General features: G+C 61.5%; 10 protein-coding genes. 8 read left to right on the top strand and 2 right to left on the bottom strand.

Translation table 11 applies throughout. The features are described from left to right. From mbhE to ACK41X_RS19180, 6 genes are all read left to right on the top strand, one after another. The coding region (mbhE, locus tag ACK41X_RS19205; protein WP_409726586.1) for a hydrogen gas-evolving membrane-bound hydrogenase subunit E at positions 1 to 926 on the top strand (926 nt) is incomplete at its 5' end. 2 nt (positions 927 to 928) lie between these two features. Beyond that, the gene (locus ACK41X_RS19200; protein WP_409726588.1) at positions 929 to 1294 is read left to right on the top strand and encodes a Na+/H+ antiporter subunit C; all 366 of its coding nucleotides are present in this window, start codon (positions 929 to 931) and stop codon (positions 1292 to 1294) included. Next, positions 1291 to 2826, top strand: a complete 1536-nt coding sequence (locus ACK41X_RS19195) for a monovalent cation/H+ antiporter subunit D (RefSeq protein WP_409726584.1) — start codon at positions 1291 to 1293, stop codon at positions 2824 to 2826. The genes ACK41X_RS19200 and ACK41X_RS19195 overlap by 4 nt, the downstream gene beginning before the upstream one ends. Then, positions 2823 to 3317 (top strand): Na+/H+ antiporter subunit E, encoded by a 495-nt coding sequence (locus ACK41X_RS19190; RefSeq protein WP_409726582.1) that lies wholly within the window; start codon positions 2823 to 2825, stop codon positions 3315 to 3317. The genes ACK41X_RS19195 and ACK41X_RS19190 overlap by 4 nt, the downstream gene beginning before the upstream one ends. After that, entirely contained in the window at positions 3314 to 3583 is a 270-nt protein-coding gene (locus ACK41X_RS19185) for a K+/H+ antiporter subunit F (RefSeq protein WP_409726580.1), read from the top strand. The genes ACK41X_RS19190 and ACK41X_RS19185 overlap by 4 nt, the downstream gene beginning before the upstream one ends. An 18-nt stretch (positions 3584 to 3601) precedes the next feature. Then, positions 3602 to 3979, top strand: coding sequence for a Na+/H+ antiporter subunit G (locus ACK41X_RS19180; protein WP_409726578.1), 378 nt, complete (start codon positions 3602 to 3604; stop codon positions 3977 to 3979). Between the two features lie 138 nt (positions 3980 to 4117). On the opposite strand, the gene ACK41X_RS19175 is transcribed toward ACK41X_RS19180, so the two are convergent. Both ACK41X_RS19175 and ACK41X_RS19170 read right to left on the bottom strand, forming a co-directional pair. Beyond that, on the bottom strand, positions 4118 to 5512 hold the full coding sequence (locus ACK41X_RS19175) for a polysaccharide biosynthesis/export family protein (RefSeq protein ID WP_409726576.1): 1395 nt from the start codon (positions 5510 to 5512) through the stop codon (positions 4118 to 4120). Further along, complete coding sequence (locus ACK41X_RS19170) at positions 5509 to 8796, bottom strand: glycosyltransferase (RefSeq protein ID WP_409726574.1); 3288 nt, start codon at positions 8794 to 8796, stop codon at positions 5509 to 5511. The genes ACK41X_RS19175 and ACK41X_RS19170 overlap by 4 nt, the downstream gene beginning before the upstream one ends. A 280-nt stretch (positions 8797 to 9076) precedes the next feature. Here ACK41X_RS19170 and ACK41X_RS19165 point away from each other — a divergent pair, with 280 nt between their 5' ends. Together ACK41X_RS19165 and cas3u are read left to right on the top strand one after the other, a co-directional pair. Further along, positions 9077 to 10288, top strand: coding sequence for a glycoside hydrolase family 18 protein (locus ACK41X_RS19165; RefSeq protein WP_409726572.1), 1212 nt, complete (start codon positions 9077 to 9079; stop codon positions 10286 to 10288). 814 nt (positions 10289 to 11102) lie between these two features. Continuing rightward, the coding region (gene cas3u, locus ACK41X_RS19160) for a type I-U CRISPR-associated helicase/endonuclease Cas3 (protein WP_409726570.1) at positions 11103 to 13588 on the top strand (2486 nt) is incomplete at its 3' end.

Here is a 13588-nt window from a genome sequence, read left to right as displayed (position 1 = left end):
TCGGCTTGATCGTTTCGCTCGCCTTCCTGCAATTCTCGGCCCCCGATCTGGCGCTCACGCAGATCTCGGTGGAGGTGGTCACGACGATTCTGCTGCTGCTGGCGATCAACCTGTTGCCGCGGCTGACGACGGACGAGATGCCAAGTGCGGCAAAACTCGGAGCGGGCGTCTTTGCCGGATTGGTCGGCCTGGGCGTGAGCGGACTTACCTATGCGATCCTGACGCGCGGGTTCGAGAGCATTTCGGACTATCACCTCGCGCAATCCAAGCCGGGCGGCGGCGGCACCAATGTGGTCAACGTGATCCTGGTCGATTTCCGCGGCTACGACACATTCGGCGAAATCATCGTGCTCGCCATTGCCGCGCTGACCATCTTCGCGATGCTGGATACCGCATTGCACGGCGCCGCAGGGCGCCGCCTCGCGGCAACGCGGTTCGATCCCCAGGCCTACGATCCGCATCCCCTGATGATGACGGTGATGACGCGCGTGGCGCTGCCGCTCGCGCTGATGACCGGCGTCTATATCCTGCTGCGGGGTCACAATATGCCCGGTGGGGGCTTCATCGCCGGTCTGATTGTCGCCATCGCGTATCTGATGCAATATATGGCAAGCGGCTATCTCTGGGCGCAGAAGCGCGCGCGCATCGACGCGCAGCTGATGATCGGCGGCGGTGTGGCGATCGCGGGGGCGACAGGGCTTGCTTCGTTTCTGTTCGACCGGCCGTTCCTGACCTCGACATTCGGCTATTTCCAGCTGCCCCTGTTCGGCGAGATCGAACTGGCCTCTGCCATGGCGTTCGACATCGGCGTGTTCTTTACCGTGCTTGGTACCTGCATTCTCTCGCTGGCGACGATCTCGCGGGTGGAGGACCGTGCCGAGCAGGCGTCGATCCGCGCCCAGACTCAGGCGGAGGAGCGCGCATGAGCATGGAGCTTCTGCTCTCCACCGCAATCGGCGCCATGACGGCAGTCGGCATTTATCTGATCATGCTCCGGCGGACCTTTCCGGTGGTGATCGGGCTGTCGTTCCTGTCTTATGCGGTGAACGTGTTTCTCTTCACCATGGGGCGGCTTTCGATCAATCTGCCCCCGATCATCACCAAGACCGCGACCGTCTATTCCGATCCGCTGCCGCAGGCGCTGGTGCTGACGGCGATCGTCATCACCTTCGGGATGACGGCGCTGATCGTGGTGCTGTCGCTGCGCGCATTTCTGGAAACCGGGTCCGATGACGTCTCGCTCGAAGACTCGGCGGAGGACATTGCAGAGACGCGCAAGGAGCCGCGGCCATGAATCAGGAGCTGGCCCTTCCCTTCGCTATTCCTGCCATGACGGCAGCCATTCTGGTGCTGGTGGCGCGTTACGGCCTCAATATTCAGCGGCTGATTGCCGTTGTGGCAACCGCCGCGCAGGTCGCGGTGGCGATCTGGCTCTATGTCATTGCCGGCGACGGCGAGCCGCGGGTCTATCTGCTCGGCTATTGGCCGGCGCCCTACGGCATTGTGCTGGTGCTGGACCGGCTGGCGGCGACAATGCTGCTGCTCAGCGGGGTGCTTGCCTGCGCGGTGCTGGTCTCGGCGATCGGGCAATGGGACCAGCGCGGCCGCCATTTCCATGCGCTGTTCCAGTTTCAGCTGCTCGGGATCAACGGCGCCTTCCTGACCGGCGACCTGTTCAATCTGTTCGTGTTCTTTGAGGTGCTGCTGATCGCCTCCTATGGGTTGATGCTGCATGGCGGCGGACCGCTGCGGCTGAAAGCCGGATTTGCCTATGTCGCGATCAATCTGGTCGGTTCGACCGTGTTCCTTTTTGCCGTCGGTACGATCTATGCCGTGACCGGCACCCTGAACATGGCCGATCTGGCGCTTAAGGTGCGGAGCGTCACCGCCGGCAACGAAGCCCTGCTGGCAACCGGCGCGCTTCTGCTTTTCACGGTATTCGCAATCAAGTCGGCCATGGTGCCGCTGCATTGGTGGCTGCCGCCGACCTATGCCTCGACGTCGCCGCCGGCTGCGGCGCTGTTTGCGATCATGACCAAGGTCGGCGCCTATTCGATCATCCGGATTTATACTTTAATTTTCGGCGCCGATGCCGGAGCGCTCGCGAATATTGCGTTGCCCTGGATCATGCCGGCCGCCATCGTGACGCTGGTGTTCGGCACCTTCGGCGTGGTGGCCAGCCGCTCCATTCCCGACCTCGTCGCCTATTCGGTCGTGGCTTCGATGGGCACCCTGCTGATCGCAGTGGGCCTCAACAGCGCCGACGGACTTGCAGCGGCGCTTTACTATGCCGTGCAGAGCACGCTGACCAGCGCCGGGCTGTTCCTGCTTGCCGGGCTGCTGGCCAATCGAGACGGAATAGCGCACGCCCAGGCACGCGGTGACACCATGCTGCTTGCGGGATTGTTCTTTCTTTTGGCGATCGCAATGGTCGGCATGCCGCCGCTCGCCGGCTTTCTCGGCAAGCTTCTGATCCTAGACGCGGGCCGTGCGGCGGCGCAGATGCAGATCGTGTGGCCGGCGATCCTGATCACGAGCCTGATGCTCATTCTTGGATTCGCCCGCGCCGGTATCCGCACCTTCTGGATCGTGCCCGGTGTTCTGACGGTCCGCGATGGCGGCAAAGGCCCACTCGCGGGCGCGCTCGCGGTTGCGCCGGTGGCTGCAATCGGCGGCCTGATCGCGGCCATGGCCGCGTTGACCGTCCTTGCAGGCCCGCTGATGGCAGACATGAACGCCGCCGCCGAACAATTGCGTCAGCCCGCGCGTTATATCGAGGCGGTGCTGAGCGCCAAGCCGCGCTGGACAGCCATGGTGACGCCATGACGCGGGCAAGCATTCTCCCGCATCCGCTGCTCAGTCTGGTCCTTGCGATCGTCTGGGTGCTGCTGCTCAACGATTTTTCAATCGGCAACTTCGTGTTCGGCCTCCTCCTTGGCGTCGTGATCGCCAAGATCACCAGCCCGTACTGGCCGGGCAGCGCGAAAGTGCGGAGCCCGTTCGCCATCGCCGAATACGGTCTGATCGTGCTCTGGGACATTGTGATATCGAATGTCCAGGTCGCCTATCTGGTCTTGTTCCGGCGCAGCGAGAGCCTGAAATCCCGCTTCATCACCATCCCGCTCGATCTCAAGTCGCCCGAGGCCATCGCGGTGCTGGCCGGCACCATTACCATGACGCCCGGCACCGTCAGTTCCGACGTCAGCGCCGACGGCCGCTCCCTGCTGGTGCATTGCCTGGAGACAACCGACCCGGAGGGCACAGTGGCAAATATCAAGGCCCGTTACGAAAGCCGTTTGAAGAGGATTTTCGAATGATCGCTGCAGCATCCACATTCGCCATGATCGCGATCGCGGTTTCCATTCTGCTGAACCTGTACCGCCTGTGGGCCGGACCGGACGCGACCGACCGCATCCTTGCGCTCGACACCATGGTGATCAACGCCATCGGGCTGATCGTTCTGGCCGGCATCCTGTTCGGCACCACCATCTATTTCGAGGCGGCGCTCTTGTTCGCGATGGTCGGCTTTATCTCGACGGTCGCCTTCTGCAAGTTCCTGCTCCGCGGCAACGTGATCGAGTGACCGGATCGAGGGAGCGCCATGCAATTCGCGAGCGAAGTTCTGGTCTCGGCATTCATCGTGGTCGGCGGCTTCTTTCTGTTTGTCGGATCCTTCGGTCTCGCCAAGCTGACCGACACGATGCGGCGGCTGCACGCGCCGACCAAGGCGACGACGCTCGGAATCGGCGCGCTTCTGATCGCATCGATGCTGTATTTCCTGCTGTTTCATCAGCTGCCGACCGCGCATGAATTGCTGATTACGCTGTTCCTGTTCCTGACCGCGCCCGTGACCGCCAACATGGTCGCCAAGGCGCACATCTTCCGGCACAACGAGGTCCAGAAAGAACTGACGCAGGCCGCCAGCGGACCGGGCTGGGCTACGCTGTCGGAGGTGGATGAGCCGGGGAAATCCTCATAAGGGATGGACAGGCTTCGCTTTCGTGGCGGCATAACCATTCAGAGCCCGCCAATTGTGCGGCAGAATCTCGATGCGGCGCAGCCCGGCCGCGTCGTTGACAATCACCCGACATCGTCACGCGGCCTCGGCGAATTCGGGCTATTCGACGCGCCTCCCGTCGATGCGTTGGCTTGGTAAGCGGTCGTCTGCATGCGCGACTGCGCCCGCCGATCGCGCCGAATCGCGTTCGACCAGCAGAACATCGCCTGGCCAAAGCGCTTCGGACAGTGACAATCTGTCCGAATCCAGCTGCTCGAGCCCGGTCGCGGTGCGCCGGATTACCTTGTAGCGCGGACCGGTTTTGGCAAAGTCTTTGGGGCTCGACACATCAACCGGCCCCACGCTCAAAGCGCCAATCGTTGCCTGTGTGATCTGCTCCTCGATGATCAGCCCGTGCACGGTCTTGATCTGCTGCTCCCGTTTGAGTCTTTCGTCAAACTCATTGCGGATCTTCTGATGATGAAGCTCGAGAAGCCTTCGTTCGAGCTGTGCGATCGTCGATCTGACCTCATGCCATCGCTCTCGAACATTGTTCAGCTCGCTTTGTGCAAGGTGGAAATTGGCTTCGGTGACAACGCCGCTGGTCCGCATGTTGCTCAAGGTCCGTACGTAGTCGCTCTTGCTCTTCAGGTGGGCCTCAAGTTGGGCTGTCCGGTCCCGGAGTGCGATCAACTCGTTCCTAGTGGCCTCGTCAATTGAGGCGATCGATGCCGCTTCATTGGCATTCTTCTGCAATTCGATTGCGCGAAGCTGCTCCTCCCTTATGACAAGCTGTGAGGCGCCTGGCTCGCCGGCGAGCTCGATCAATTGTTGCGATGGAGCAGGGACCGTCGCATCACGCTCTGCTGCCAGAACGTCTCTGAAGGCGAGTAGCGTTAAAAGCCGCTCTCGCGATTTCAGGATTCGTTCCCTTTCCCTGGACAGCTCAAACCGGCTCCACTGATCGGTGGCGGTTGCGTCGACCCCTCCGGCAAGCGCGATGGCGTGCAGGATTGTCATGCCGGGAGTGTATTTGAAGACGCCCGGCCGCGGTACCGGGCCGGTCACATAGATCGGCTCGCGCTCCAGAATCCGCACCGTCAGCCGAACCGGTCCTCCCAGCAAGGTGGAGTATGACGCTTCCACTGCCCGCGTGAGGGTCGCCTGGGTGCGACCGGCAACGTCAACGTCGCCAATGAATGGCAAGAATACTCTGCCGTCGCTCTGAATGACATAGTCGCCCGATAGTTCAGGGCGCTCGATCAGGGTCGATAGCGTATTTGTCCGGCCGGATTCCAATCGCAGGCTCTCGAACATCGTGATCTTCAGGCGATCGCCGACGGCGAAGACCGTAGCGCTCCCCTGGTGCGGGACATTCTCACTTGCCGCAGCGCCGGCCGAGGGTTCAACCGGGTCCGATTGTGCTGCGCCGGCCGTGTACATCGAGACCGCTGCGGCGATTAGTATAAGCAGCAGCCTGTCGGCGACACCAGACGTTGTAACTGGGCGGATCATGGCTTTGCTGCTCCCTGCATGCCCTTAATGTTCGGCCAGGCGACGCTTCCGGTGCGGACCAGTTTGCCCCAACCGACCAGCCGTCCCTTGATGGCGGCAAACAGCGCGCGAATCGCAACGACATAGAGGAGCTGCCGGTAGCAAAAGCGCTGGACGATAATGAGTGGAAGCAGCCGCCAATTCGCTCGGTCGCCGCTTAGCGCAATGCCGATCGTGGCCGCCGCTGCGTCGACGGTCTGGAACATCAGCCAGTAGCCGATCAGGAGGGTTGACGTCTCTTGGTCGTGATTGAGGATCGCGGCGCCCGCGGCAACGATCAGCAGGGCGTCCATAAAGGGCGCCAGCAGGGTAAAGCCAAACTGAAAAAGGAATATGTTGGGAATCACGACAAGCGTGACGCCGCGGCCGGGGCCTGCCAGCCTGGCGTGCTTCCACGCGACCTGAAGTGTGCCGAACATCCACCGGAAGCGCTGCTTCATGAACGCCCGCAGCGTTTCGGGCGCCTCGGTCAAGGCGCGCGCGCGAGATTCCCCGACCACCCGCCATCCGCGCCGTTCGATCGAGAGGGTGAGGTCTGCGTCCTCGGCAAGGGTATCCCTCGAATACCCCTTCACATCGATCAGAGCGCTCCGTCGCCAAGCCCCGATTGCACCGGGAACGACGCCGATCGCATTCACGAGCTCAAACGCCCGGCGATCGAGATTCTGACTGGTCACGTATTCCAGCGCCTGGAACCGGGTCATCAGGTTTTTCTGATTGCCGACGATAACGTTTCCGGCAACGGCGCCGATCGTTGGATCCTGGAAATGCGCGACCAGGTGTTCGATTGCATCCGGCCAAAGAACCGTATCCCCGTCGATTGCGACGATGATCTCGGCATCTGTCTTGGCAATGCCGACGTTGAGAGCCGAGGCCTTTCCGCCATTGTCTTTGCGGTAAACCAGGACGTTGGGACTGCCCTCGAACGTCTGCCTGACCCTGTCCGACGTGCGATCGCGGGATCCGTCGTCGATAACGATGATTTCGAGCTGGCTGGAGCAGGTCGAGGCCAGCAGCGCAGAGACCGTTTTGCATATGACGGCCTCCTCATTATAGGCGGGGACGACCACGGCAATCTTCCCGGCTTGCAGTTTCGGCAGCGGGCGCGCAGACGTCCTTCGTAGCTGGATCAAGGCTGCAGCGACGATAAGCAGAAGGCGCGTTACGCCAAGTATCGCCGCCACGACAGCGATGGCGGGGATTGTGGTGGCAAGCCAAAGCAGAAACCCTGCAAATTCCACCTGGAGGAAGGACTTGACGCGGTCGGAGACGGGCTCCCCCGACAGGCGAGGCATGATTTCATCACGGGTCTTTCCGATCAACTCGTGAGTCGTGACAAACCGGAAGCCTTTGGCCTTCAGTTGATCAATAATCGCCGGAAGGGCATCAATCGTACGCTGACGGTTGCCTCCCGAGTCGTGGAAGAGCATGACCCTTGCTCCACTTTCGACCTGGGCGAGCGTCTCAGAAATGATCTGCTCCTTGCCAAGGAAATAATCGAAGGCATTTCCGTCAAATCCCGCGAAAACATATCCAAGAGCGGACGCGGTCCGGACCAGATCGACGGCGTCGTCGAGCCGTTTATAGTCGCCCGCAGTATATGGCGGACGAAATAGAATCGATCGGATATTGAGCTTTCCTTCAAATACACGCTGCGTGCCGTTCAGTTCGGAGGTGATGCGGGCGACGCTGCTTCCGGTATGCATTTCAGCATGTGACCAGCTGTGGTTTCCGAGATCGTGGCCCTCGTCGTAAATTCGCTTCAGCAATTCCGGATAGGCGAGCGCGTTGATCCCAACGACGTAAAAGGTCGCTTTTGCAGAGTGCCGCGCGAGAATGTCCAGAATCTGGGGCGTGTAAACCGGGTCGGGACCGTCGTCGAATGTCAATGACACGGTCTTGGGCGCACGCGGATGCCACTCGGTGAGGATTGCTTGCCGCGGGAGCGTTTCGGTCAACTGACCGATCACGAGGCCGAGATGCGGGTTATAAGAAATGCGGCGCTGACCGGAATGTCCGGGCTTGACGCCAAGGACGGCCGCCCGCGCACGGGCGAAGCTGTCGAATCCTGGCTCTATTCTGCCTATCGACGCGAGCGCGCTTTCATCCGGCAGTCTGCCCCGTCCGGCGAAGGCCCAGACGCCGCGGTCCTCAAGGCCGAGTCTCCAGACTGCAATGCCGGCTGGCTCGATAGCCAGGATCGCCTTCAACTGGTTGAAGGCTGTTATGGCGTCGAGATACCAGACGTGATGACGGGTTCCATTGTTGTCGCGGTAAAGAAATCCCGGATTGAGGCTGCGATCGTCGAAAGACGGTTTTGTATCCGCGCGCGAAGCAAGATCCCAAGCCGCCTGAGCCGAGATCATGCGCTTGCCACCCCATTCATCCCAATCATAGCCAAACGAACCGATCGTAACGATTATCTTGGTGCGATCGACGCCGGCCGCGAGTGCGTTCAGGCGAGCTTCAACCCGTCCCTGCGGAGCGATCGGCGCGGGTTCGGCGCCGCCGTCGTCGTGAAGCTTGAGAAGGACATAGTCGCTAAGGCGGGACAAAGCCCGCGCGTGCTGCTCTGTCTCGCTTTCGGGAAGCGTAAAGATCAGTTCGCGCTTGTCGGATCGAATTCGTTTGCCGATCTCCACAAGAAACACGACCAGATTGCGGTGAGCCGATGGAGGGATATTCCGCAGAGTCAGCGTTACGCCGCTGAAGTCATTCTCGTTGAGATACTGCGCAATGCGTTCGATAATCCGTGTTCGGGCAGCCGGTGTTCCGAGGAGCTCCGCAAGTTCGCTTGCGCTCAGTTTGGTCGTTACCTCGGGGTAGATCTTCACATGAGCCGCATTCTTTCGCAGCCAATCCACGACGGTGCGGCTTCGTCGCTCAACTGTTAATCCGGGTCCGGTGTGGAATCGCTCGATCTCGAGCCAGTCGGGAATGATGGCGTCAAGGTGAACGGCATGCTGATGCAGGGAGGCGGTGCTGCCGACGTCGGAGTGATCGAAAAAAGCAAATCGAAGCGCTTTGGCGGCGGCGTCTGGCACCTGACGATTGTTGAGGCCGATGGCGGGAAATTGAAGTGCCGATCGGGCTGCGGTGCCTGCACTCGACCAGCCTGAATGCGGCTCGGGCGTGGACGCAGAGAGTGTCGGCAAGGTGGGTGCAAAGACCAGGCCGTGGGCGATGACAGCCATCCCGCCAACCGTCGTCAAGCCGGCCAGGGCAAGAACGATATTCGTCAACATCGCCCTGGTACCCCGCTTGTCCAAGAAAACGGGACTTTGTTCGGCTCCTTCTTTCGGCCATCCCGGCATTCTCGCCTCTCGAGCGGGATTCGATCGAGTGTACTGCCAATCAATCTCTCAGAGTTGTCCGGAGTTGGCCATTTACTCCTATGAGGTATCGCCCGATGTCGCGCTGCCTAAGCCGTAAGAGGTAGCATCGTGCCCATTTATCAATTTCCGGGCGCGAGAGAGGCCACTAGCTTTTCACTGCAATTGTCAGCCAGTCTGCCGCGGTGTTGATATGGTCGCACGTCACCGACGCCTTGGTCCGCTGTTGGTGCTTTTGACGTTGATCGCGCAGCCGACGGCGGCGTTCAGCTTCTTCACGCCCCGTGTGGTTGGCTATTACGCGTCTTGGACCGCTTATGGCGGCTATTCTCCAGAGCGGATTCCGGGCGGCTTGCTCACGCACGTGATCTATGCATTCGCAAATATTTCGGATGATGGCAGGGTTATATTGGGCGACGCCTGTTTGGATGCCGGCCGCTGCGAGGGCCGCTATAGCGCGGCACAGACGCCGGGTGGATCCTTTGCGCAGATGCGCAAGCTGAAGAACCAGTACCCGCACTTGAAAATTCTGATTGCGATCGGCGGGTGGAACTGGTCGCGCAACTTCTCCGACGCCGCATTGAGCGCAGAATCGCGAAGCCGGTTCGTATCCTCTGCGCTGGAGCTGTTTCTCGATCAGTGGCCCGGGCTTTTCGACGGATTCGACCTGGATTGGGAATATCCGGTCGCTGGCGGACGTCCCGAAAACCGATACCGGCCGGACGACTGGCGCAACTATGCGCTTCTGATCGCCGAATTCAGGCGGCAGCTGGATGCGCGCGGTGTCGCGGACTCTCGCCGCTATCTGCTGACCGTCGCTGCGCCGGCATCCCCAGCTCACGTCTTACAGAAGCAAGTATGGGAAAAGATCGACGCTCTCGTCGATTGGGTGAACCTGATGACATATGACTACCACACTGCAGGCGGCATGACGCACTTCAATGCGCCTCTGTTCGCGGTAACGGACGATCCGGCGCCGGACATGAACGTCCATGCCACGGTTCAACGATATCTGGCAGCGGGCCTTTCAGCTGAGAAGATCTCAATGGGATTGCCGTTCTTCGGGCATGGCTTTGGCGGAGTGCAAAGCGACGGCGATGGATTGTTTGAGGCCGCGAAACAGCATTCCTCCGGGACAGAATGGGGCGTCGGCGCGGTGAGCTTTCGCGAGCTGCGAAGGCACCGCAAGCCGACGCTGACGCGGTACTGGCATCCCGAGGCGCAGGTGCCCTGGCTGTTTGACCGCGAGGCGCGTATCTGGATCAGCTACGACGATACGGAGTCAATCGCGAGGAAACTTGACTATGTCGTAAGCCAGGCTCTGGGCGGAGTCATGATCTGGGAACTGAGCGGCGACGACGGTTCTCTGCTGCCTGCAATCAACCGGCGGCTGTTGTCGAAATAATGGTGCGCAGGCGGTGGTCTGGGACGCGATGTATGGAACTCGTTGAGCACCGTCTTGTCGCAACGCAACTCTGCCTTCTGGATCAACCTCCATTGTCGGCGCCGACAGAGCATACGCATACAGGCTCGGGCCATCGGCGAAGCCCAGCGAATGGACGCCGCACCTGTCACCCGGCATGTCGACAACGCTATGGTCAAGGCGATCGCCCGGCCGTTCCGGTGGCGCGATGTGCTCGGGAGCGGCGAGTACGCCACCATCCGTGAGATCGCCGCAGCCGAGACATCAATGAGTCCGACGTCGGACGGGTGCTGTGTCTGACGCTTTTTGCCCCCGACATTGTGGAGGCGACTCTCGGGAGACGGCAGCCGGCAGAGCTGCAACTTGAGGATATCTCTAGGAGATTTCCGGCGGAGTGGCGGGAGCAGCGCGCCTCAATTCCGAACCCTTCGCCCAGACGGAAAGAATGGGTTGTGTGGACCGAATTATTCGCCAAAATAGCGAAGGTTGGATTTAACATCTTTTCGATGTGTTAGCGCACGAGGTCGAAGCGCGCAAACATGGACCCCTCGAAAGACATTCCGCCGCGAGGTAAAGGCGGGTTCGTCCGGGCTTCGCATGGAACAGTCACATTTTTCATCGAGCGAACTGGCTCTTTTCCAGCAGAAGTTCCGGGCCCTCCAAAGCAAGGCGCCCTTCCCCTGGCAGGAACGGCTATTCGCGCAATTTTGTCGCGGTACCTTGCCTCCTGCACTCGATCTGCCGACAGGCCTCGGCAAAACGTCGGTGATAGCAATCTGGCTCCTGGCCCGGTTTATTGGCGGACGAGGCAAATCGCAATCGCATCCCACGCAGGCTGGTCTATGTCGTCGACCGGCGTGCCGTCGTCGATCAAGCTACCGCTGAGGCGGAAAAACTCCGCCGCTGGCTCGACCAGGATGAGGCATCTGCAGACTTCAAAGCGCGAATCGGCCTTCAGAACGCTTCGTTGCCGATCTCGACCTTGCGCGGCCAGCATATCGATAACCGCGAATGGCTTGCCGATCCCACGGCATCGGCGGTCGTCGTCGGCACCGTGGACATGGTCGGCTCACGAGTCTTGTTCTCCGGCTACGGGGTATCGCCCAAGATGCGACCCTATCATGCCGGGCTGCTGGGCGCCGATACGCTCGTGGTGCTGGACGAGGCGCATCTCGTTCCGCCGTTCGAGGCGTTGCTCAAGACGATCGCGCGCGATCCGAAAGGCGAGTTCAGGCCTCGCACGGCAGACGGCGGCAACCTCGTGCCAGGTCTGCATCTGATGTCGCTGTCGGCTACCGGCAGGGAGGACAAGGACTCTGATGGCGGGACGATCTTCCGCCTGACGGAGGAGGACCGACAGCATCCGATCGTGAAACAGCGGCTCGGTGCCGTGAAGAAACTGACGTTGAGCGAGGCGAAAGAGGCCAAAGAGCTTGTCAAGAGACTGGCCGAGCGTGCCTGGGCGCTCGGGACGGAGCCGCGGCCGGCGCGCGTGCTCATCTATTGCAACAGCCGCGACGATGGCGCGCTGAAGGTCAAGGAGGAGATCGAGGAACGCGCAAAGAAGGAGAAGATCGCGATTGCGTCCGAGCTGCTGGTGGGCGGGCGACGGGTGCGCGAGCGCGAGGCGCTGTTCAAGTGGCTGGAGACACACGGGTTTGTCGGCGACCGAAGCGAGGCGCAGGTGCCGACGTTCCTCGTTGCAACGTCGGCCGGCGAGGTCGGCGTCGACATGGACGCCGATCACATGGTCTGCGATCTGGTCGAGTGGGAGCGCATGGTGCAGCGGTTCGGCCGCGTCAACCGGCGCGGCGGCGACAACCGCGTTGCGATCATCGAGGTCGTCGCGGCTCCCGCCAACAAGGAGAAGAAAGACGGTGAAACCTGGCCGGAGCGACTGAAGCGTCTGCGCAAGCCGATTGACGCGCTGAAGGGCGACGCCAGTCCTGCTGCCATCGTCGCGCTCAAAGAGAACCGGTCTCTCCAGGAGGCGCTGCAGAAAGCCCAGACACCGCCGCCGCTGCGGCCGGCACTGACGCGCGCGCTCGTCGATGCCTGGTCGATGACCTCGCTGGAAGAGCACACCGGCCGGCCCGAGATCGAACCGTGGCTGCGCGGCTGGGTGGAGGACGACGAGCCACAGGCGACAATCGTCTGGCGCCGTTTCCTGCCGGCTCGTAGCGGAGGCAAGAAACTCGCCAAGGAGGCAATCAACGCGTTCTTCGACGAAGCGCCGCCGCAGACGAGCGAAGGCCTGGAAGCGGAGACGTCGCGAATTGTGAAGTGGCTGCTGGCGCGCGTCGATGCAGTCGGGAAAGCTGCCAAGACACTCAAGGAAATTGCCGCTTCAGAGGCTCTGGACGAGAAAAGTCCCGTGCTCTGCGTCCTGAATTCCAAAGGTGAGTTGGATGACAAGGACGAGGCGAACGGACAATGGACACTTGGAGCGCTTGCTGAGCTCAACAGTAAGAATAAAGCTTTCGGAGCGCGCCTCGCCGGCCGCACGCTTGTGGTTTCGAGCCTGCTCGGCGGGCTCAACCGCGACGGAATGCTCGACGAAGAGGTGGACGGCGAGCCGCCCGCGCTCGATGCCGATGAAACATGGGAGCCGCGGCCGTTCCGCGTGCGCGAAGTGAACGAGATATCCGCCACTGGCGATGCCGATTGGCGCGAAACCTATCGCTTCGCCATCAATCGAGCCGATGACGGCGAGGAAAATGCCTGGATCGCCGTCGAGGAGCGCCGGAATCAACCGCAGTCCGAGGACGACCGTGCGGTCGCGCGCTTTGAGCAGACGCTCGCTGACCATCAAAGCGCCGCCGCGCGCATCGCCGGCGATATCGCGAGGGGCTTGAAGCTGCCTGCGGCGTATTGCGACATGCTGGCCGTCGCGGCGCGGCTCCACGATGAAGGAAAGAAAGCGTCGCGCTGGCAGGACGCATTCAACGCGCCGCGCCAGGGCAGGCCCTACGCCAAGACAATGGGCCCCATCCATTTCAAGCGGCTCGATGGCTACCGCCATGAATTTGGATCGCTGCCCTCGCTCCAGATTGACGCCGCATTCAAGGCCTTGCCGGCGGACTTGCAGGATCTTGCGCTGCATCTCGTTGCGGCCCATCACGGCGCCGCGCGGCCGGTGATCAACACGGAAAGCTGCGAGGATGCGCCGCCCACGGCGCTCCAAGAACGCGCGCGCGACGTGGCATTGCGCTTCGCTCGGCTTCAGAGGCAATGGGGGCCGTGGGGGCTGGCGTGGTGGGAGTCGCTCCTGCGCGCCGCCGA

Source organism: Pseudorhodoplanes sp., assembly GCF_046289595.1.
Taxonomy (GTDB): domain Bacteria; phylum Pseudomonadota; class Alphaproteobacteria; order Rhizobiales; family Xanthobacteraceae; genus Pseudorhodoplanes.
Note: the sequence above shows the minus strand (reverse complement) of the source record. Positions and strands in the feature narration are given on the sequence as shown.